Genomic DNA, 22,584 nt, shown 5'->3' on the forward strand with positions numbered 1-22,584 from the left:
CGTTTTTCAGGAGCTGAATATGTCCACCGAAACCCTGTTGCAAACCCCATTGCATGCCCTGCACCTGGAACTGGGCGCACGCATGGTGCCCTTCGCCGGCTACGACATGCCGGTGCAGTATCCATTGGGCGTGATGAAGGAACACCTGCATACCCGTGAACACGCCGGGTTGTTCGACGTGTCCCACATGGGCCAGATCCGCCTCACCGGCGCAAATGCCGCCAAGGCTCTGGAGACCCTGGTGCCCGTCGATATCATCGACCTGCCAGTAGGCATGCAGCGCTATGCGATGTTCACCAATGAGCAAGGCGGCATCCTCGACGACCTGATGGTCGCCAACCTGGGCAACGACGAATTGTTCCTGGTTGTCAACGCCGCCTGCAAGGACCAGGACCTGGCGCACCTGCGCACACATATCGGCGACCAATGCACCATCGAACCGCTGTTCGAAGAACGCGCCCTGCTGGCCCTGCAAGGCCCGGCGGCAGTGAAAGTATTGGCGCGCCTGGCCCCTGAAGTCACCCAGATGACCTTCATGCAATTTGCCACCCTGCGTTTGCTGGGCGTGGACTGCTACGTCAGCCGCTCCGGCTACACCGGTGAAGACGGCTTTGAAATTTCCGTGCCGGCGGCCAATGCCGAGAGCCTGGCCCGCAGCCTGCTGGCCGAAACCGAAGTGCAGGCCATCGGCCTCGGTGCCCGCGATTCGCTACGCCTGGAAGCCGGCCTGTGCCTGTACGGCCACGACATGAACACCGACACCACACCAATCGAAGCCAGCCTGCTGTGGGCGATTTCCAAGGCTCGGCGTGCCGATGGCGCACGGGCCGGCGGCTTCCCTGGCGCCGACCGCATCTTCACTCAGCAGCAAACCGGTGTGGCGCGCAAACGCGTAGGCCTGCTGCCGCAGGAGCGTACCCCGGTGCGTGAAGGCGCTGAAATTGTCGATGCACAAGGTACCGTTATCGGCAGCGTCTGCAGCGGGGGCTTTGGTCCAACCTTGGGTGGCCCGCTGGCGATGGGTTACCTGGACAGCGCATTTGTCGCACTGGATACCGAAGTTTGCGCAATGGTACGTGGGAAAAGGGTGCCACTGCGTGTAAGTAAAATGCCATTTGTTCCGCAACGTTACTACCGTGGCTGATTGACTGTTTCTATAAGTAACGCGGTTGCGTTAATGTGCACTAAACTGTAACGCAACCGCCATAAAACAGTGCATTCACGATAGGCTTTTTATAGCTGACGCTCTATAACAAGTGAATAACTCTATCGAATAAGCGGGTATCAGAACATTCAACAAAGTGTCATGAGCCCCAGTAAAATCAGGGCCTGCACAAGGGCTTGTTTTTTTCATATTAGTTGGCGTAGAGTTTGCCCACTGTGTTTGCATGGGTCGCTTGGAACCTGGACCTGGGCAGTAGCTCAAGTAGTTTGCTACAACCCGTTCGACGTCTCTTACTTTCCTGCAACCCAGCCCAGTACTCTTTCGCGTGAAAGGGGCTGTCATTAATTTTTAGCGTCAAAGGAAAGAAGAAAATGGCTGAGCGTCAGAGCGGTACCGTCAAGTGGTTCAACGACGAAAAAGGCTTTGGTTTTATCACTCCTGAAAGCGGTCCGGATCTGTTCGTGCATTTCCGTGCAATTCAGGGCAATGGTTTCAAGAGCCTGAAGGAAGGCCAGAAAGTGACTTTCGTTGCCGTGCAAGGCCAGAAAGGCATGCAGGCTGACGAAGTCCTAGCAGAAGCCTGATCCATACCTGCGACAAAAAGCCCCTGATATGACATCAGGGGCTTTTTTATGGGCGCCATTGCGTAAACTGCGTGCTTTCTCCAGAGAGCCCTGCCATGTCCAAACCCCTGTTGAGCCCCCAGGGCGAATTCCCCGCCGTTGGCCTGGGCCGCCGCCTGGCAGCGATGTTCTACGATTTCCTGTTGTGCACTGCCCTGCTGATCGTCACCGCGTTTATCTACAAGCTGGTGTGGATCGCCTTCGTGGGCGAAGCGAAGATGCGCACGCTCACCGAATCCGGCGCGCTGGACGGTGACCCGTTGCTGTCCACGATCCTGCTGTTCGTGCTGTTCGGGTTCTTCGCCAAGTTCTGGACCCATTCGGGGCAAACCCTGGGCATGCAGGTGTGGGGCGTGCGCGTGCAAAACGCCGACGGGTCGCGGATCAGCCTGTGGCAGGCACTGCTGCGTTTTGTGGTGTCGATTGCGTCATGGCTGTGCGTGGGGTTGGGATTTATCTGGTCGTTGTTCGATAAACACAAACGCAGCTGGCATGACATCTATTCGGATACGCAGTTGGTGCGGATCCCGAAGCAAAATAAGTAACTCGAGTGTGGGAGCTGGCTTGCCTGCGATAGCGGTGTTGCAGTCAAAAACACCTGTGACTGTTACACCGCTATCGCAGGCAAGCCAGCTCCCACATTTTGATTTGTGTTCAGGCGTTGCCGGCCAGTTTCAATCGTGCGGCCTGGGTGAAGTCGAGCATGCGCTTGAGCGGTCGTACCGCCTGCGGAATCACCGCCGGCTCCACGAAGATCTCATTACTGCCCTCACGCAAACACTGCAACGTACGCTCCAGTGTGTTCATTGCCATCCACGGGCAGTGCGCGCAACTGCGGCAGGCTGCACCGTTACCGGCGGTAGGCGCTTCGACAAAGACTTTGTCCGGGCACAACTGCTGCATCTTGTAGAAGATGCCGCGGTCGGTCGCGACGATAAAGGTCTTGTTCGGCAAGCGTTGCGCCGCAGCGATCAGTTGGCTGGTGGAACCCACCGCGTCCGCCAATTCGATCACCGAAGTCGGTGACTCCGGGTGCACCAGGATTGCCGCATCCGGGTACAGCGCCTTCATGTCTTCGAGCTGCTTGGACTTGAATTCTTCGTGGACGATGCAGGCACCGTCCCACAGCAGCATATCGGCACCGGTCTGGCGCTGGATGTAGGTGCCCAGGTGTTTGTCCGGCCCCCAGATAATGGTCTCGCCGTTATCCATCAGGCTTTCGACGATTTCCAGCGCGCAGCTGGAAGTCACCACCCAATCCGCCCGAGCTTTGACCGCCGCCGAGGTGTTGGCATAGACCACCACGGTGCGCTCGGGGTGCTGATCGCAGAACTCGGAAAACTCATCCACCGGGCAACCCAGGTCCAGGGAGCACGTGGCTTCCAGGGTAGGCATCAGGATGCGTTTTTCAGGCGTAAGGATCTTGGCGGTCTCGCCCATGAAGCGCACGCCAGCCACCAGTACGGTTTTGGCCGGGTGAGCGGCGCCGAAGCGCGCCATCTCCAGGGAATCGGAAACACAGCCACCAGTTTCTTCGGCCAGGGCCTGAATCACCGGGTCGCAATAAAAGTGGGCAACCAGCACCGCGTCCTGAGCCTTGAGCTCGGCGGCGATGGCGGTTCGCAGGCTCGCCTCTTCGGCAGCGCTGAGGACCTTGGGCTGCTTGGCGTCGAGGTGAGCTTGAACCAGTAGGCGTTCGGAAATGTGCGTCATGTTCGCAAGACCTGCAGGCGCAGTAGCGCGAAAGTCGAGTGTACCACCGGCTCAGGAGCCCTTCGGGCGCCGCCGGACGAAGTGTTTTTGTTCATCAAGCACGGGTACAGCTTAAAGCTGCGCAAGGCTACAGAATATCCAATGGATTCAAAAGCCTAATCTGGCAACCGGGCAAGGTGTTCAGTTCCTCACCGCGGCACGCCGATTAGGTGAAGCCCAAACAACAATCAAAACCGCGCCGCCCCCTCCCGCCTCCTGAAAAATCAGGATTTTTTGGGCTGAGATGCCCATTCGCGCACTGAATTTGTGCATTTGAGCACTGCATCACACGATTTTTCTTACAGAATATGCAATAAATCCTACGGCGATGTAACAAACCGTTCAGCACTCACTCAAGTGGGGCAAGTCTGCGCTGAGTTCAAGGTTTAGCTCGTGCGGTGTGGATCGTGTGTATTTCTACGTTAAGGATGTCGAGTGCCAAATCAGCTCTCAACCGGACACTTGAGTTGTACCCGGAACCTGGGCATCGCCCTGCTCTGCCTGTGGGCGCTGCCCGTGGCTGGCGCCGAGGCGCCGCAGCCAGGCCAGGAAGCCCTGCGCTTGCAGCAGCAACAGCAACGCGACCTGCAGCAATTACAATTGGAGCAACGCCAACGCCAGATGCAACGTGGCAGTTTCGGTACGCCAGCGGCCACACCGGCCTTGCCAACAGACATCGCCAAGGACGAACGCTGCTGGCCCTTGAGCGGTACGCGCCTGGCCGGGGTCACGCTGTTCAGCCGTGCCGAGTTGGATAAACACATCGAGCCCTACGTGGCGCCTTGCATGGGCGTCACCCAGATCAACCGCCTGCTGGCCGAGATTACGCGGCTGTATGTCGAGGCCGGTTATATCGCCAGCCGCCCCTACCTGATCAGCGCGCCCGCCGCCGGGCAACCGCTGGATATTCACGTCGAAGAAGGCTACCTGGAGGCTATCGAACTGGCCGACCAGAGCCTGCCGGTGTCATTGGGCGGGGCATTCCCCGGGATGCTCGGCAAACCACTGAACCTGCGAGACCTGGAGCAGGGCCTGGACCAGCTCAACCGCCTGCGCTCGGTGGACCTCACCGCCGACGTCGCCCCAGGCAGCACAGCGGGCGCGTCGCGCATCATCCTGCGCTCGCGCAGCAGTGCCTCGCGCTGGGCCCTGGGCCTGGGGGTGGATAACCTCGGCAGCGCCGGCACCGGGCGTGATCGCAATGCGATCAACTTGAGCCTGGACAGCCCGCTGCAAATCAACGACTCGCTCAACCTGAGCTTCAGCGACACGCTCAACCATGGGCCGCGCTACAGCCGCAGCCACAGCCTGTTCTACTCGATCCCCTACGGTTACTGGACCTACAGCCTGTTCGCCAGCCATGCCGAATACCGCTCGCCGTTCAAACTCAGCCGCACCACGTTTTACAACAGTGGCCGCACCGATCAGGTCAGCCTGCGTAGCGACCGTGTGTTGTGGCGCGACCAGGGCCACCAACTCAGCGCCAACCTGCAACTGGCCTACAAAGACGTCGACAGCTACCTACAGAAGGTACACCTGGACATCCAAAGCCCCACGCTGACCGTAGCCGAAGCGGGCCTGAACCTGTTCTGGCTCAACAGCGCGGTGTGGAACCTGGACGTCAATTACGCCCAGGGTCTGACCTGGTTCGGCGCCGATCGCGATGCCGACCAGGTGCAGAAAAACCGGCCCAAGGCGCAGTTTCAAAAGTACCGCGCCAACCTCACCCAATGGCGCAACGGCCAATGGGCAGCGCAGCCATGGCAGTGGCAGAGCCAGTTGTCGGTGCAGTACAGCCCGGATGCGTTGCCCGCCATCGAACAGCTGCTGATCACCGACGACTCGGCCGTGCGCGGCTACCGCGAAAACAGTACTTCCGGTGCCATTGGCGCGGTCTGGCGCAACACCTTGCGCCTGCCGCTCAACACTGACTTGCCGGTGAAGCTCACCCCGCGCCTGGGCCTGGACAACGGCTGGGTCAAGCACGAACACGGCGCCCAGAGCCAACGCCTGAGCGGCGCCAGCGCGGGGCTCAACCTGAGCTGGAAGAACGTACAGCTCGACATCGACTACCAACGCAACCTCAACACCCCCACAGGTTTTCGCCAGGAGCCGGAGGTCTGGCTGACGCGCCTTAGCGTGCAGATATGAATGTGCACCGATGAGTCAACACCTGTTTTTAGCCTGAGTCACCGCCGTACCTGACCCCCCCCAGCAGCGCTGCAACGAACAACGCGCGTCGTGGATCAGCCAACACAGAGCGAGATTATTTATGCCGACTACTTCACCTAGCTTCCACCTTTCACCTCAGGGCAAACTGCGCTGGGCCATCGCCAGCCTGTTCCTGCTGCCGCAGCTCGCGCTCGCCGCAGGCTTGACCGTCGTTGAAGGACCTGGCGGCACGCCGCAACTGCAAAACCAGGGCGGCGTACCCATCGTCAACATCGTCGCGCCGAACGCCGGTGGCCTGTCCCATAACCAGTTCCTGGATTACAACGTCGACCGCCAGGGCCTAGTGTTGAACAACGCCTTGCAGGCCGGCCAGTCCCAACTTGCCGGGCAGCTGGCGGCCAACCCGCAGTTCCAGGGCCAGGCGGCGAGCGTGATCCTCAACGAAGTGATCAGCCGCAACGCCTCGACCCTCAACGGCGCCCAGGAGGTTTTTGGCCAGGCGGCCGATTACGTGCTGGCCAACCCTAACGGTATCTCGGTAAATGGCGGCAGTTTCATCAACACGCCCAATGCCAACCTGGTGGTGGGCCGCCCTGAACTCAACGACGGCAAGCTGCAAGCCTTGAGCACCCGCGATGCCAACGGCCAACTGACGATCCAGGGCCAAGGCCTGCAAAACCGTGAAGGCTCCATCAACCTGATCGCGCCACGCATCGACAGCGAAGGTCGCCTCAGTGCCCGCGATCAATTGAACCTCACCGTCGGCCGCAACCAGGTCGATTTCGCCAGTGGCCAAGTGCGCCAGGTGGACCCGGCCAGCAAGACCCAGGACCAACGCATCGACGCGCGCCTGTTCGGCGCCATGCAGGCCGGGCGCATCAATATCATCAGCACCGCCGAAGGCGCCGGTGTACGCGTGGGCGGCGTAGAGGTGCAAGGCACTGACGGGGTGAAGATCAGTTCGGCCGGCGACCTTGATATCAGCGGCCAGGTGCGTGCCGACAGCCTCGACGCCACTCGCGCTGGCGTGCACAGCCGCCAGGGCGATGTCGACTTGCACAGCGCCAAGGACCTGAACCTGGCCGCCACCGACGTGAGCGGGCGCAACGTCAAACTCGACGCCAGCCGCAACCTGACCCTCAGCAGCCTGGAAAGCCGCAAGCTCCAGGAAAAGCGTGAACAGTGGGACAACAGCAACTTCCTGTTCACCTACGAAACCTACGACCGCATCACCACCGACAAAGACTCGCGCCAGCACGGCAACAAGGTTGTGGCGCAACAGGATGCGGCGCTGTCTTCCGGCGCCAACACCGAGATCAAAGCCAGCCATGTGGAAGCGGGCAACACTCTGCGCATCGACAGCGGTGCCGACCTGCACGTTAACGCCGCCACCGAAACCCATGAAACCCGCGACCAGGGCAACCATCGCAAGCACCTGTGGAAAGCCAACTGGGATAAATCCAGCAGCGAACAACGCAGCATCACCAGCAGCCTCAAGGCCGGAAAGACACTGGAACTGACCAGCCAACAGAAGCTGCAATTGCAAGGCGCCGAGCTGAAAACCCCCGGCGATATTCAACTGGCCGCCCGGCACGTGGAAATCGCCAGCGCCAGCCGTACCCAAAGCAGCCGCGACAATGCCTACTCCGGCGACCTCACCGGTGGCAGCTTCTTCGGCAAGCAAGGTGACGGTAACCAGGGCAAGACGTCGAACACCGGTAGCAAGGTCAACGCCGACGGCAAGCTGATCGTCAAGGCCGACGACGTGCGCATCAGCGGCAGCCAGGCCCGTGGCGGCAAAGAGGCGAGCGTCATCAGCGACAAAGGCTCGCTGGTGATCGACGGCGTCCAGGACACCTCCCACGACAACCGCTACAGCAATGACAGCAAGTTCTTCGGTATCTCCAAGGACGAAAGCCGCAAGAACCTCAAGGACAGCACCGTGGTTGCCAGCAACCTGCGCTCGGACAGCAACCTCAAGCTGCAAAGTGCCAAGGACATCACCGTCAGTGGCTCCCAGGTGTCCGCCGCGGGTGAACTGCAAGCGGATGCCAAGGGCGATATCAAGGTCGTTGCCGCCGAGAACACCACCCACGACACCACCCGCACCCATACCCGTGGCTTCGATAGCTACGCCAAGGAAACCGAGGGTGTCAGCCGCCAGTACCGTGCGGGGTTGAGCTATGAAGACCAGCAGCAAACCCGCAAGACCGACACCACGCAACAACAGGCTTCCAGCCTTAAAGGCGCCAGTGTGGCGGTTAACGCCGCAGGCGATGTCAGCATCACCGGATCCAACCTCCAGGCCACCGAAGGCGATGCCAGCCTGAGCGGCAAAAACGTCGAGCTGTTGGCCGCTCACGACAAGCGCACCGAAGCCGTCGACAAAACCGCCACCGGCGGCAGTTTCTACTACACCGGCGGCATTGATCGGGCAGGCAGTGGCGCTCAGTTCAGCCACCAAAGCAGCCAAGACACCGCTGAAAAAACCACCGCGCAAACCAGCACCGTGGCCGCGGCCGGCAAGCTGACCATCAACGCTGGCAACACCTTCACCAGCGAGGGAGCACAGGCCAAGGCCGGCGCCGGGCTGCAGGTCAACGCTGGCCAGATCGACAACCAGGCTGCCCATTCCACCGAGACCAGCACCCACAAGGAAAACGGCTGGACCGCCGATGTCGGCGCCAATGTGGAATACAAAGGCATTACCCGCCCGATCGAAAAAGCCGTCGAGGGCGTGGCCCAGGCCAAGTTCCATCAACCCGGTTTGCTGGACGCGTTCGAGCAACCCAATGTCGGCCTGGACGTGGAAGTCGGGCATACGAACAAAACCGGCACAACACAGGACAGCACCGCCGTGGTCAGCCAGTTCAGCGGCGCCACGGTGCAGATCAATGCGGCCGGCACCTTGCAGGACGAGGGCACCCAGTACCGCGCCACCGAGGGCGGGCTGAACATCAAGGCGGGCGAGCACGTTGCCACCGCAGCGGCCAACACCCACAGCAGCAGCGAGCAAGGCGTGGACGCCAAGGCTGGCGTACGGGTCTATACCACCACCGGTGAAGACCTGAACGTGCGCGGGAGTGGCCTGGGCGGCAGCAGCGATGTGCGCGAATCCACCAGCACGGCGGTGGTCGGCAGCTATATGGCCAGCCAAGGCGTGAGCATCGAGGCCAAGGGCGATGCCCGTTATGAAGGCAGCCAGTTCGACGGCGGCCAGGCCGGGGTCAACCTCAAGACCGGCGGTGAGCTGGCGCTCAACCAGGCCACCAACACCCAGAGCAAAAACAGCAGCACGCTGCGCGGCAACGGCTCACTGACGGTGGGCACCGCACCCGGCGCCAATGGCAGCAACGTCAACCTCGGTGCCGGCGTGCAGTTGGATAACAAACGCTTGGACACCCAGGACAGCCAGGCCCAGGTCGCGACCATCCAGGGCAGCGGCCCCGTGCAGCTCAGCAGCGGCGCTGACATGACCCTGCAAGGCACGCAGATCGGCAGTACGGGCGCGAAGGCTGGCGATATCAGCCTCAATGCCGGCGGCAAGCTAAACCTGCAAGCCGCCACCGATAGCCACGTCAGCAACGGCAGCAACCTGGGCGGCGGCCTGACCCTCGGTGCCGGCAAGACCAGCAGCGCCGAAAGCAGCAGCAAGACCGGCAGCCTCAGCGCCAACTTCAACATTGGCAAAGTAGCGGAAAACGACCAGAGCGCCGTCGTCGGGCAGTTGCACAGCACGGGCAAGGTCAGCCTCGCCAGCGGCGCTGAGGCAACCGATGCCATCCACTTGCAGGGCACTCAGGTCAGCGCAGCCAGCGTTAGCCTCGATGCGCAAAACGGCGGCATCCTGCAAGAGTCTGCGCAATCGAGCCAGGCCCGTGGCAACTGGGGCGTCACCCTGGGCGCAGGGGGCAGCGTCGGCAAAACCACCTTGGCCGACGCCGGTGAACATGAGACACCCAAGACCCAGCGCGGCATCAATGCGCGGGTCAAGGTCGATGTGGATCACTTGCAAGGCACCACCCAGCACAACAGCGTGATCACCGCGGGCGACGTCACCCTCAACAGTGCCGGCGATACCCATCTGGCCGGAGCGCGTATCGATGCCGACAAGGTGCATGGCACGGTGGGCGGCGACCTCGTCGTCGAAAGCCGCAAGGACCAGGTCAACAGCACCCAGGTGAATGTCGACGCCAGGCTGGATGTCGAGAAAAACCAGCCGGGGGTGGTGGATAAGCTGGCCAAAGCCAGCGGCCCATTGAAGGACAAGGTACAAGCCAAGGCTGAAGGCGCGTTCGACAAGCATCGCGACAAGCTGGAGAACGTCGTCGATAAAGGCACCGGGCAGCTGGCTTCGGCCAAGGACAGCGTGGTCAACAGCGTGGTCAATGCCAAGGAGCGGCTGGGCGAAAAACTCACCCGCAGTGGCAGCTACGACGTGAACCCGCAACCCCGTGGCGCCTTCGGTACTCGCGTGGACAAGGCCAAGGCTTACCTGGCAGACAAGACCGATGCCCTGGGCACGCGCTTGTCTGGCTTCAAGGATAAGGTCTGGCCAAAAACCAGCGACAGCTACACCGTCAGTGGCAAAGACACCACCGGCAGCAAGGTGGCCAATACCGCCGAAAGCGTGTTGTTCGGCGACAAGAGCGGCAACACCAGCTACACCCCGACTCTGTATCTGGATGTCAGCCATGTGGCCAAGGACAGCGTCACCCAGGCGTCAGGCATTCGCGCGAGCCACGGCGTCAACCTGCAGGTCAAGGGTGATACCCAGCTCACGGGCGCACGGATCAGTGCGCCCAATGGCAAGGTTGAGCTGGGTGGCTCCAAGGTGACGGCAACCACACTGGCCGGCAGCGACTACCGCGCCGATGTCGGGCTGAACGTTTCGAAGTCACCGGTCAACCTGGCCCTGGGTGCCAAGGACGAACTGACCCAGAAACACGACGACGCCACGCGCAAGGACCAAGCCTTCAACCTGGGCCCGCTGCGAGCGGGTGGGCACAGTGAAAGCCAGGCCTTGCAGGCGGGGATTGATCAGGCCATCAACTAACGCTTAAAACAGCAGAATGCTTCTGTGGCGAGGGAGCTTGCTCCCGCTGGACTGCGCAGCAGTCCTATTCTCAGGGTCGCTTCGCGCCCCAACGGGAGCAAGCTCCCTCGCCACGGAATCAGCCTCCGCCTGCTCTTTCTATGTCAGTTGAAGAGCGCCTGTACGTTCTTCATCGCGTCATCGGCAAAGCCTTGCAGGAAAGCTTCAAACGCCGGTACGTCTTCCTTGCCGCCCGTGTAGGGCTGGCCAATGATGGTCCAGGTCGCCAGGCTCTGGTTCGGGCCTTGTGGCACCACCTCCATCAGCGCCCACAGGTTACCGATGTTCAGCGAGGTGTAGATCAGCGACCAGGTCATGGTCATGGCTTGATCGTCATGGCTGTTGAGTTGCTCAATCACGACATTGCCGTCCTTGAACAGCTTCTTGCGTACCGAGCGCACGCCCTCGCCCGTCATCTCGATATGGGACAAGGCCGGAATAAACTTCGCGAAACCGGCGAAATCTCCGACGACATTCCACACACTGCGAGCATCGCCATTCACGCTGACGCTGGCGACGACAGGGTTGCCGACTGGATTACGGACCAGGGTATCGGGTTCAAAATGTTGCATGGGTAAGCTCCTTTTTTGTTCAGATGAAATCGATTTGCTTGAGGTAGTCACAGCCTTTTTGCAGCAACTCACTGTTCTTGGCTGGGTAGTCTTCGCCCATGCTCTGGATGCCTGAGAGTGCATTGCGGTACTCGATCATCGAGATATCGCCAATGTCTTCTTCAAACCCATTGAGGTAAAAACCGACCACGCCGAACAACGCGTTATCACTGTCGATGGCCGACAGGCGTTGCTGCCATTGTGTCACCGGGACCATCTGGAAATCGTGACCGGCCGCGCGGAACGCCTCCAGATAGTGAGCCCATGTCAAAGGCAGCGGGTTGTGCAAGTTGAACACCGCTTTGGTGCGGTTATGACGGCTGGCGTGAAACGCAATGAAGCGTGCGAGGAAGTCCACTGGCATCAGGTCGAAGTTGAGCGCCAGTTCGGGCACTTGCTTAAGCTGCAAGGAGCCTTTGAGCATCAGCATCAAACGGTTCTGATGGGGCTGGCACACGCCGGTTCGCGTATTGAACGCGATGTTTCCAGGGCGATAGAGATTGACCCACACCCCCGACTCACTGGCGTTCCACAAGATGCGCTCAGCTACCCATTTGGAGAGGTTGTAACCATTGCGGATGTAGATGGGCGGCGTGAAGGCAGGCGGTTCTTCCAATACCCGGCCCTGCTCGTCCACCGTGCTGGAGGCCGACAGGGTGGAAATGAAGTTGAAAATTTTCTTGCTGCGCCCTTCACACAATTGCAGGCATTCCAGCACCGGCGTGACGTTGTCCTTGACCAGCGACTCGTAGTCGAGCACGTGGTTGACGTTGGCCGCGTTGTAGATCAACACGCCGTATTCACGATCCAGCCATTCATAGTCCTGCTCGGACAACCCCAGGCGCGGCTTGCTGATATCCGCCGCCAGGACCTTGACCCGGCTCAGGTCCAGATGTTCGAGGCGGTTCTGGATCAGCGCATCCTCGAAGCGCTGTTGCGCGCTCATGCCGCCGGACTCGCGCACCAGGCACGCCACTTCGGTGCTGCCCAGTTCCAGCAGGGCCTCGACGATATGCACACCCAGGAACCCGTTGGAGCCGGTCACGATGACTTTATGTATGTTGCCCAATCGACTGATGGGCAGTACCTCCAGCTCAGGCCGGATCATGGCGTCTTGCAGCGCCTGGGGACTGACCGTAGCAGTGGCCTCGACGTCCTGGTCAATCAGGTTGGCGAGGTTGACCAAGGTGGGTTGTTCAATAAAGCGGTTGATCGAGACTCCTTTGCCGAACGCCTCGCGAATCCCCATGAGCATCTGCGACAACAGGATCGAATGGCCACCCAGATTGAAGAAACTGTCATCTACGGAAATGTCCGGCCCTGGCAAGTCGAGCAGCCTGGACCACAGCTCCAGCAACTGCGCCTGGGTGGCGTTCTGGGGCGCCAGGCGCGGCCCTTGCGTCTTGTAGTTGACCGGCAGGTCTCTCAGGGCCTTGCGGTCGACCTTGCCATTGGCCGTGGCCGGCAACCGGTCCAGCAGGCAATAGGCGCTGGGGCGCATGTAGTCGGGCAAATGTTTGAGCGCATAGGCCTGCAACTGCTCACTGGCCGCCTGGCCCTCGCCCTCTTGAGGCTGAGAGAAAAACGCCAGGATGCGGCGCTGGTGATCGATGACCACCGCCAGTTGCCGGAACAACTGGCTCGATTGCAGCAGGTGTTCGATCTCTTCCGGCTCCACCCGAAAACCGCGGATCTTCACCTGGTTATCCAGGCGCCCGATGATCTGGATGCCCTCCTCGGTCCAGCGCGCCAGGTCACCGGTACGGTAGAGGCGCACCCACTGGCCATCGGGCAACTCGTGCAGCCGATAGCGTTCGGCCGTCATTTGCAAGGCGCCCAGGTAACCGGCGCCCACCCCTGGCCCGGCGATATGGATTTCACCGCTGTCATTTTCGCCTACCGGTTGGCCGTGCTCATCCAGCAGGTAAATCGCAGTATTGGCAATCGGTACGCCCAGGTTGCGATTGTTGTCCCCCCGTTGGAAGGTACGGCAAGTGGCGAGCACCGTGGTCTCGGTGGGGCCATAGATGTTGTGCAGTGCACAATGGCCCACCAGTTGTTCGATCACGTGGGGTTCGCACACATCGCCGCCCGTCACCAAGTGCTGCATGCCGTACAGCGATTCAAGCTGGATGATGCTGAGCAAAGCCGGCGGCAAAAAGGCGTGGGTGACCTGCTCCTGTTGGATCAATTCAGCAAGCGCCACCGGGTCGCGGCGCTGGTCTTCGGTGGGCACGATCAACTCGCCACCCTGGATCAGCGTCGGGAAGATATCCAGCAGCGATGCATCGAAATTGATGGTCGAGAACTGCAGGGCACGGCTATGGCGGTCCAGTTCCACATAACGGGCATACCACGCACAGAAGTGGCTCAAGTTGTCGACTGTGAGCAACACGCCTTTGGGTTGGCCGGTGGTGCCGGACGTGTAGATCGCCACACAGGGTGCCGAACCGTGCAGCGCTACGCGCAACAGGCTCTGATCCGGGGCCAGGGCGACACGGCTGTAGCCCTTGGCGCCGTGGTGGAAGAAGTCCAGATGGCCAATATCCAGGGTAGCCAGGCCCGGTAGCGGGTTGTCTGCCTCGGTGTCCTGGATCAGCAGGCTGGCACCGGCATGCTTGAGGATGGCCGCACGGCGCTCGACAGGATGGTTCGGGTCCAACGGCAGGTACACCGCACCGCAACCAATCACCGCCAGGATCGCTGCATAGAGCGCAGTGCCTTTGGGCAACGAGATGCCGACCACCGTCAACCCTGGGGTCGAGGTTTCAAGCAAGGGTTGCAAGCGTTCCTGGATCGCAACGCTATAAGCGTGCAGTTGCGCATAGGACATACCCCGCCCTTGCACTTTCAGGGCGTTGCGCTCGGCGTTGGCCAACAGGCTATCGGCCAAGCGCTGCACAAAGGGGCGCCTGGCCTCCTCCAGAATGCCGATATTAGCGCTCGCATTGTGGCGATGGCGCCAGGCCAGGCCATCCAGCAGGGTCAGGCTCGACAAGCGGTCAATCGCCTGCACCGGCTCACGGGGCACCTCAAGATAGTCAGCACTGCGTGAGAAACGCCCGATGTGCACACTGGCCATCTCTACCACTTGCGCGATCGCTTCACGTGCCCGGTCGGCACCGTTGCCGGCGAGGGAGGCGCTGACTTCACGACGCCCCAGCAGCATCCAGTCGCCATCGCCAGGACGCCACAGGCAGTCCACCTGCAGGGGCGCGAAAACATCACTCGCATCGTTAGCCTGCGCCCGCAAAGACAGGTGATGACACGACGGATAGTGCGGGAGTTGCGCCGTGCTGGCGTCGTCTATCAGCACGTCCGGCGCCGACAACTGGCAAAGCTCAACGGCGTTATCGCTGGTCAACAAGCGGGCGGTGTGCCCCATCTGTTCCAACTCTTGCGTAAGGCAGGCGAGCGCATGGCTGCGCCCGCACAAAACGATATCAAGATGTCTCATCGAAGTTGTCCTCTAGCGCAGATAATCGGCGAGCGCTTCCTGCATGCAGGGAGCGTCGAGCAGGCCGCTGTGTTTGAAGAATCGGACGATGTTGCCTACCAGCGGGTGAGACGGCGTGATCGGAAAACTCATGCCTTCGACCTCTTCACGCAACGCCGCCTTGACGCTGGGGCTCACCGGCAGTTGCTCGATCAGCGCGAAATCAAACCCCTGCTGGATCTCGTTGGTCAGGTACTCACCCAGGAACACCGGCATGATCGAGGCCAGCACACGCTTGTCCTCTTCGCTCGCGGTATTCCAGTAAATGCGCGTCAACTTGGCCCAAAAGCCCGAATGTCGACCCTCATCCGCCAAGTGGTCGGCCATCAACCCCTTGACCGATGCCTTGACCGAGTCGTCGCGGGCAAACGCGGCAACATCGTTGGTCAGGGTGTTTTCGGCAATGGCCACGCAGATCAGCTCGACAGCAGCCTTGAGGTGCGCGGGCGCCATGGCCAATGCCTTGGGGATTGAACGGCTGAGCTCGATTTCCGCTGGCAAGGTGATGGGTTCGATGCCCGTCAACTCGATGGTCTGTTGCATGTAGTCCATCGCCACTAGCGCGTGATAGTCCTCATCGACGACCACGGTCATCGCGTCGTAACGGCACGCAAACGGAAAGCGGATAGCGAAGTTATCTTTCGCAATGCTCCTGGCGGTCTTGTCGACAATTTCGGTTTCGAAAATCACCACATCATTAATGAACTTATACAAGCTCTGAACGAGAACAAAATGCTGTAAGTGACTACACTCCTGCATGAAGGTAGCGCTCATGACCAATGGTTGACGACTGGCCGGAAATATTAACTTTTCGTCATCTTCCAAGCGTCGTCTCGGGCGCGTCCGAATGGTCGCCCTTTCCTCCCACGACTCGGAAAACGATTGATATGCTTCAGCTCTCATGACTACTTCCTTTATTCATGATACTCAGTAGTAGTGCACTTCAAACAACAGGCATCCGTCTTTCGAATTAAACGGCCCGTGCTCCGTGTGTGCGGCCCTGAAGAAGTAACTACCGTCGCGGTAAGTTTTCTCCGGGCGCCCCTCACTGGCCTGCTCTGTCTGGTCGCCTTCAATCAAATACACTTCTTCGTGATAATCATGGGTATAGATTTCACGGGTGCCGCCCCCAGGGTGAAAACGTACCAGACGTGTACGCACTCCGGTTTTCGTAACAGGGTCCAATGTGTCTTTGAAGACGGTCAGCGTGATACCGCGTTCAGAGGTCACCTCAAACCATTGGGCCTGGTCGGCCTCGATCACTTCGAAGTTCATGCCACGCACTCACTGACCGTTTCGCCCATGGCCACGCGCAGGTTGTCCCACAACGCCAGGCGGCTTTGTACCGCCGCGATAGCCGATACGTAGACCTCTTCCTGACGCTGCGCATCGCCATTGACCAGGCGCGCCAACAGGCTTTCTGCCGCCGGGCCGTGGTCTTCCGAGTCGACTTCGATGTGGCGCTGCAGGTAATAGCGAAAGGTTGGCGCGTCGTCTGCGGTGATATCCCAATCGTCCAGAATGCGCTGGAACATCTGCGGGATGACACTTTCACGGCCATGCAAAAACGCAGCAGCCACACTGTGGGTGGAAGCGTTGATGGCGGTTTCGATGGTGTCAGTGACGAAAGCCGACGCTGCCAGGCCTGCACCGCAACGGCTCAAGGCCGTTTTCAGATCGACACCTTCACGCATCAATTTGACAAAGTGTTCGATCTTGTCGGTGCTGGCGCCGACTTCGCGCATGGCATGCAGGTAGAGTTCGAAGTGGCTGTAGTGACCGCCTTGCAAGTTCTGGTCGGACTCTTCGCCCAGGATGATTTCGTTGATCAGGTGCGCGGCCGCCGGGTCCACGGGGGGCAGCCAAGGCAGGCGAGTACAGGTGAGGTCCTGTTGCAGGCGCTTGGCCAGGGACATGAAATCCCACACCGCAAACACATGGGTTTCCATAAAGGCGCGCAGGACCGGCAGCGAATTGATTTCAGCAAAGATCCGATGATTGCCCAGCTCTACTTTCTTGGCGTTCAACAGCGTCTTTTTATCTTCCATGTTGCGCTCCTTATCAGGCTTTAGTTAACGCTGACCACTCGAGAGATACCCGCTTACCTTTTTTTAAGGCATAAGCAGGCCTGCCTCGCCGTTCTTGGCCAGTGCTAGAGTCTTATTCAATTAAGTTGTACGGTTATGTTTCCGTGACCCGAAGGTCAGCCGTCGAAGCAAGACGAAACTTAGAGGAAGTTCATGATGATCAGCAAGTGTTTTTTGGAAAATTAATACAATTTATTTCCAAGTTATAAAACCTACAACAACAGAAGCCCGACCGAAGTTAATAAGATCAACTTCGCCAGGCAATAGTTGGCTAACACCCCTCAAGGGAGTGCAAACAAACTGTACGGAATTGCTAAGTTAGCAATTAACTAGTCTATGAACGCGGCCATTCGCCTTTTTACCATTCAAGTTCCCTCTAGCGCTGATAAGCGCCCGCGTATTACCTGCGGGCAGTAACGAGTTCAGTTCTTTGCTGATTGGCGCAATGCCAGGGCCGCCACACCGCACAAGATCAAAGCAATACAGGACACATAGAACGCATCGCTGTAGGCCATCAGGTACGCCTCACGACGCACGGTGTGGATCAAGCCCTCAAGGACCTGCTGCTGAGCGGGTAATAGCTGGTTGAAGATAAAAGCCTCGCTGTCGGCCATGCTGGCGCGCAGGCGCTCCTGAAAGGACGGGGAAAACAGGGTGATCGACTCCCCTACCCGCTCAGAGTGAAAACGCTCGCGCATGGCCACGATCTGCGTCAGGCCCGCAGTGCCCACGGCACCACCCAGGTTGCGCAGCATGGAGAACAAGGCCGAGGCCGAGCCGGCTTCATCTTTGGCCAGGCCAGACACCGCCAGCACGGAAAGCGCCACCATGATCAGCGGCTGCCCGATGCCCCGTACCACGGTGGACGGAATAATCACGTTGGCGGCGCTGTCCACGTCCAGGTGCGCGCCGAGATAGCACCCCAGGGCCATGATGAAAAAGCCACTGGCGACCATCAGTTTCGGGTTGAGCCACTTCATCAGGCGCGGCATGAACGGCGCCAGTACCAGTTGCACCATGCCGTAGGCGATCAGGCTGATGCCAATCTCCCGGGCGTTGTAGCCCTGCAACTGAGACAGGTAATTAGGCACCAGGAACACCAGGCCGAAGGTGGCCGCGCCAAAGATGAACATCGCTGCGCTGGCCACGCCGAAGTTGTAGCTCTTGAGCAGGCGCAGGTTGATGAAGGAGCGACTGCCATACAACTGCGACAGCACGAAGTACACCAAGGCAACGCCGGCAATCAATGACATCCATACAATGAAATCGGAGCCGAACCAGTCCTTGCGGCCACCTTCTTCGAGCACGATCTGCAAGCCACCCAGGCCGACGATCATGGCGATGATCCCGCCCCAGTCGCCGCGCTTGAGCAGGCTTAGCTGCATGGGCTTGGCATCGATCGACCATGCTACCGCCAGCAGCAAGAGAATGCCGGGGGCCAGTTGCAGGTAGAAGATCCAGCGCCAGGAATAGGCATCGGTCAGCCAGCCGCCAATGGACGGCCCGGCGGCCTGGGCGACGCTGTTGGACAGCGCGAACAGGGCCATGCCCATCGCGATCTTGCTGGGCGGCAGTTCAGTGATGATCAGCTGGAATGACAAGGGAATCAGCACTGCGCCGGCAGCGCCCTGGATTACCCGAATGATGATCATCACTTCCAGGTTGGGCGCCCAGGAGCAGGCAATGGACGCCACCAAAAATACAAACGAGCCCACGAGCATCACACGTCGCAGAGAGAACACCTGCACCAACCAGGCGGTCAGCGGGATCATCACGATTTCCGCGACCAGGTAGGCGGTGGAAATCCACGAGCCTTCCTCGAACGTCGCGCCCAGGGAGCCTTCGATCTCCGGCAGCGCGGCGCTGGTCACGTGCACGTTCATGCCGGCCATGAAACAGCCGAACAGCCCCCCGATCACCGCCACCCAGGCGCGAAAGGAGACGCTCTTTTCAGCCGCTTCAGTCATGTGCAGCGCCCTGCTCATCTGGGCGGGTGTCCACCGTGGTGATCACCGACATGCCCGGCAGGATGGGCCCGCCTTCGTCATGCTCATCAATGACGATCTTGACTGGAAAGCGTTGCACGATCTTGGTGAAGTTGCCGGTGGCGTTGTCCGACGGCAACAGTGCGAACACCGCCCCGGAGCCTGGCGAGAAGCTCACCACATGGCCTTTGAGCTTGCGCCCCGAATAACTGTCGACGCTGATATCCACCGGTTGGCCGGCACGCATATCGCGCAATTGGGTTTCTTTGTAGTTGGCCACGACGTAAGCCTGCTGCAAAGGCACCACCGCCAGCAGTGGCAACCCTGGCGCGACGTATTGGCGGGTACGGACTTTGCGCTGCCCCACCACGCCGTCGATGGGTGAGCGGATCAAGGTGTCCTCCAACGCATGCGTCGCCAGGTTCAACTGCGCCTCGGCCTGGCTGCGGCGGGCTATCTGCTGCTGGAGCGAAGCCTGGGCCAGTTGACGGCGGGTGATGGCCACGGTCAAGCGGGTTTCCTGCTGGCGTTGCATCGCCTTGGCAATTTCCACCGCAGCATTGGCCTGGGTGTAACTGGCGGCGGCCGTTTCCAGACGCTGCGCGCTGGCAGCATGTTCGCGCACCAAGCCTTCGTAGCGACGCTGGTCGAGGCTTGCGCGGCGCAACTCAGCGGCCACACTGCGAGCATGGGCCTCAGCCTGGGCAACCCCGGCCTTTTGCTGGGCGATCAGGCTGTCCGTGACTGTCAAGTTGGCCTCTTGCGCTGCCACCGAGGCCTGGGTCTCGGCCAGTTCTGCGCGGGCTTGTGCCAAGCGGGCCTGGTAGTCACGGTCCTCGATGCGTACCAGCACGTCCCCCGCCTTGACCGGCTGATCGTCCTCTACCATAACCTGGGCCACGTAGCCTGAGACTTTCGGGCTGATGGGGATCCAGTCGGCCCGCACATACGCATCATCGGTCTGCTCCAGATAGCGGCCGACGGTCATCCAGTACACGCCGAACACCACCGCCGCGATCAACAACCCGGCGCCGCCCAGCAGGATCAGGTTTCTTTTGCGCCGTTGCTTACGCGCATGCATGAGTTGCTCGAGCACATTCTCCTGCTCGTCCTGGACAGCAGTTTTTTCATCAACGGCGATATTCATGGCTGGGTACCGGAAGAAGGGATAGACGCGTGGGTGGGCGCAGCGGCCGGGGTATCGACGGCGCCGGACTGCCAACCGCCGCCAAGGGCACGGAATAGGCCGATCTGGCGTTGCAGTAACTGGCCATCGGCGTCGGCGCGCGTGGCCTGCAAGCGGATCAGTTCACGCTCACTGTCCAGCACGTCGAGAAAGTCGATAGAACCGGCGTCGTAGTTGAATTGGGCCAACTTGTAGGCTTGGCGGCTGCTGTCCAGCGCCCGGCTCAAGGCCGCGTGGCGCTGCCGTTCGCCGTCGTACAACGCCAGGGCCTGGCGCACCTCCTTGAGGGCCTTGAGGACGCTGGCCTCGAACTGCGCGACCTCCACCTGCTCGAGTGCCCGTGCCTGCTTGACCCGCGCGCGGTTGGCCTGCCAATTAGGGAACTGCCAGGTAATCAGTGGGCCGATGCCGAACATCACCGCACTGCTGTCCCCCAGCTCATGGGGTTTGTTGGCCGAGGAGGACACTGAAGCGCCGAAGGTCACCTTGGGGTACAGGTCGGCCTGGACGATATCCACTTGCAGCGTGGCCGCCTGCAACGCGCGCTCGGCCTGACGGATGTCGGGGCGGCGCGCTAATAGTTGCCAGCCATCACCCACCGGCAACTCGGCATTGAGTTGGGGCACCACTTCACAGGTTGCGGCGCCAGAGCCTTGGTCCAGTTCAGCGACGCCGGTCAGCATGGCCAATTCGTAGAGCGCGGCTTGTCGGCGCGCCTCCAGCATCGGCAACAGGGCCTGGGTTTCGCCTTGCAGGGCTTGCATGCGGTTGTACTCAAGGTCAGTCACCACACCGGCCTGGCGCTGGCGATCGGTCAACGCCAGGCTATGCCCGACCACGTCCAACGAATGGCGCTGTACCTTGGCACGCGCCCCCAGGGCGCAGGCATTCACATAGGCGCGAGTGGTTTGCGCCACGACCGTGATGCGCAGCAAGTCCTCGGCATCCTGCGCCGCTGCGGTTTGCACTTGGGCACGTTCAATGGTGCGCTGAACCTGGCCCCACACATCCACTTGATAAGCCAGCTCGAAGCCTGGGTTGAATGCCCACTCTGACGGCGCATGGCTATCGGTGGCCTTGGCCAGCGTCTGGTCATCGGCGGTCTTGCCGTAAGCGGCCCCCAATGACGCCTGGGTGGACGGCCAGCGCTCGGCATCGGCCTGCTGGATCCCGGCCAGCATCGCTTGCACATGGGCCTGGGCCGCCGCCAGGTCGCGGTTGTGCAGCAACGCCTGTTGCACCAGCGCATCGAGTTGCGGATCGTTATACAACTGCCACCAGCGCTCAGGTAACGCTTGGTCCGAGACACCTTGGGGCAGGTGGCTCAGGGCATTGATGCGTTCCGGATGTGGCTGTGCCGGTGTATGGGCGACCCAGGACGAACAACCCGCCAACAACGCCACCGCCATGCCAAGCAGCGAAAGACGGCAATGCCGTGGGAAAAGAGAAGGCGAACCCATCGAAGAAATCCAGAATGCCAAGTAGAGACGCAGGGTAAGAGAGCAACGGGTTGCGCATCTCCCGAGTTCCAGACAACCATCGTTTCGATTGGGACAATGTGCCGGCGCGCCCTCTGCGCCGCAGGCTCCATACACCAGGCACAGGTAAACATGGCCCTGCCTGGAGGCGGGGCCATGTTCAAAAGGAGGTGGTGCTATCGCCAGTCAGATTCAGACCAAGCGACAGTTACTCGGGGTGTAGCCCATGGTGCGTTTGAACATCGCGGTAAATGCACTCGGACTCTGATAACCATGCTCCAATGCCACTTCAAGGATGGAGGCACCACTGGCCAGCCGCTGCATGCTGAGCAGCAGCCGCGTGCGCTTGCGCCACTCGCCGTAACTCATGCCCAACTCTTTCTGGAACAGCCGAGCCAGGGTGCGTGAACTCATATTGAGTTGCACCGCCCAACTCTCCAGTTTCGACTCCTGAGAAGGGTTGTCGATAAAGTCCGCACACAGTGACTTGAGCCTCGGCTCGTCCGGTATCGGCACGTGAGCCAGCACCCTTTGCGCACGGTCAAGTTCCGAGAAAATCAGCTCGACAATCTGTACATGACGCAACGACGCCGGGTGGCTGTCAGGCTCATCGCCGGCCGCCACAATCAGCTCGCGCAGCAAGGGTGAAACCCTGATGACCTCGCACTCCTCGGTCAAACGACGGTGCGCTCCCGGCGAGATCAACAAAGTGCGCATGCGCACTTCGCCGGTCATGCGGATCTGATGTTCCAAACCTGAAGGCACCCACAGGGCATGCCCGGAAGGTACCACCCAGGTGGTCTCCTCCACCGACACAAGCATCACACCGTTGATGGCGTAGACCAGTTGGCCTTCGTCATGTCGATGCGAGGCCACGATGTCACCGTGGCCATAATTACCGGCAAGTGCCGCCAATGCGGTATGCGCGTTCATC

Annotated in this window: 15 protein-coding genes; 5 read left to right on the forward strand and 10 right to left on the reverse strand. The window is 60.4% G+C overall.

All coding sequences use genetic code 11. The annotated features are described in order from the left end of the window. Positions 1–19 precede the first annotated feature (19 nt). The 3 genes from gcvT to CLM72_RS22140 all read left to right on the forward strand — a co-directional run bounded on the left by gcvT (position 20) and on the right by CLM72_RS22140 (position 2,333). Positions 20–1,144, forward strand: coding sequence for a glycine cleavage system aminomethyltransferase GcvT (gcvT, locus tag CLM72_RS22130; RefSeq protein WP_105228163.1), 1,125 nt, complete (start codon positions 20–22; stop codon positions 1,142–1,144). A 392-nt stretch (positions 1,145–1,536) separates the two neighbouring features. Continuing rightward, positions 1,537–1,749, forward strand: coding sequence for a cold-shock protein (locus tag CLM72_RS22135; RefSeq protein WP_105228165.1), 213 nt, complete (start codon positions 1,537–1,539; stop codon positions 1,747–1,749). Between the two features lie 95 nt (positions 1,750–1,844). Further along, positions 1,845–2,333 carry an RDD family protein gene (locus CLM72_RS22140; RefSeq protein ID WP_105228167.1) on the forward strand — a complete coding sequence of 163 codons (489 nt, stop codon included), beginning with the start codon at positions 1,845–1,847 and terminating at the stop codon, positions 2,331–2,333. Between the two features lie 109 nt (positions 2,334–2,442). Here CLM72_RS22140 and nadA read toward each other — a convergent pair whose 3' ends face one another. Further along, entirely contained in the window at positions 2,443–3,501 is a 1,059-nt protein-coding gene (gene nadA / locus CLM72_RS22145; protein WP_105228169.1) for a quinolinate synthase NadA, read from the reverse strand. Between the two features lie 474 nt (positions 3,502–3,975). Between nadA and CLM72_RS22150 the strand changes: the two genes are divergently transcribed. Then, positions 3,976–5,691, forward strand: coding sequence for a ShlB/FhaC/HecB family hemolysin secretion/activation protein (locus CLM72_RS22150; protein ID WP_105228171.1), 1,716 nt, complete (start codon positions 3,976–3,978; stop codon positions 5,689–5,691). Positions 5,692–5,812: 121 nt separating this feature from the next. Further along, the gene (locus tag CLM72_RS22155) at positions 5,813–10,768 is read left to right on the forward strand and encodes a hemagglutinin repeat-containing protein (protein ID WP_105228173.1); all 4,956 of its coding nucleotides are present in this window, start codon (positions 5,813–5,815) and stop codon (positions 10,766–10,768) included. A 143-nt stretch (positions 10,769–10,911) separates the two neighbouring features. Here CLM72_RS22155 and CLM72_RS22160 read toward each other — a convergent pair whose 3' ends face one another. From CLM72_RS22160 to CLM72_RS22200, 9 genes are all read right to left on the reverse strand, one after another. Further along, complete coding sequence (locus CLM72_RS22160; protein ID WP_034128559.1) at positions 10,912–11,379, reverse strand: SRPBCC family protein; 468 nt, start codon at positions 11,377–11,379, stop codon at positions 10,912–10,914. Between the two features lie 19 nt (positions 11,380–11,398). Beyond that, positions 11,399–14,875, reverse strand: coding sequence for an amino acid adenylation domain-containing protein (locus CLM72_RS22165; RefSeq protein ID WP_105228175.1), 3,477 nt, complete (start codon positions 14,873–14,875; stop codon positions 11,399–11,401). Positions 14,876–14,887: 12 nt separating this feature from the next. Next, entirely contained in the window at positions 14,888–15,817 is a 930-nt protein-coding gene (locus CLM72_RS22170; RefSeq protein ID WP_105228178.1) for a diiron oxygenase, read from the reverse strand. A gap of 24 nt (positions 15,818–15,841) precedes the next feature. After that, positions 15,842–16,189, reverse strand: a complete 348-nt coding sequence (locus CLM72_RS22175; protein ID WP_034128561.1) for a DUF4437 domain-containing protein — start codon at positions 16,187–16,189, stop codon at positions 15,842–15,844. Next, the gene (locus tag CLM72_RS22180; protein ID WP_054898387.1) at positions 16,186–16,962 is read right to left on the reverse strand and encodes a DUF3050 domain-containing protein; all 777 of its coding nucleotides are present in this window, start codon (positions 16,960–16,962) and stop codon (positions 16,186–16,188) included. The genes CLM72_RS22175 and CLM72_RS22180 overlap by 4 nt, the downstream gene beginning before the upstream one ends. 461 nt (positions 16,963–17,423) lie before the next feature. Beyond that, positions 17,424–18,968 (reverse strand): MDR family MFS transporter, encoded by a 1,545-nt coding sequence (locus tag CLM72_RS22185; protein ID WP_034128563.1) that lies wholly within the window; start codon positions 18,966–18,968, stop codon positions 17,424–17,426. After that, entirely contained in the window at positions 18,961–20,133 is a 1,173-nt protein-coding gene (locus CLM72_RS22190; RefSeq protein ID WP_105228180.1) for an HlyD family secretion protein, read from the reverse strand. The genes CLM72_RS22185 and CLM72_RS22190 overlap by 8 nt, the downstream gene beginning before the upstream one ends. Then, positions 20,130–21,632 carry an efflux transporter outer membrane subunit gene (locus CLM72_RS22195; protein ID WP_105228182.1) on the reverse strand — a complete coding sequence of 501 codons (1,503 nt, stop codon included), beginning with the start codon at positions 21,630–21,632 and terminating at the stop codon, positions 20,130–20,132. The genes CLM72_RS22190 and CLM72_RS22195 overlap by 4 nt, the downstream gene beginning before the upstream one ends. 210 nt (positions 21,633–21,842) lie before the next feature. Then, positions 21,843–22,583 (reverse strand): helix-turn-helix domain-containing protein, encoded by a 741-nt coding sequence (locus CLM72_RS22200; RefSeq protein ID WP_054899116.1) that lies wholly within the window; start codon positions 22,581–22,583, stop codon positions 21,843–21,845. Position 22,584 lies beyond the last annotated feature (1 nt).

Source organism: Pseudomonas sp. MYb193 (assembly GCF_002966775.1).
Taxonomy (GTDB): domain Bacteria; phylum Pseudomonadota; class Gammaproteobacteria; order Pseudomonadales; family Pseudomonadaceae; genus Aquipseudomonas; species Aquipseudomonas paracarnis.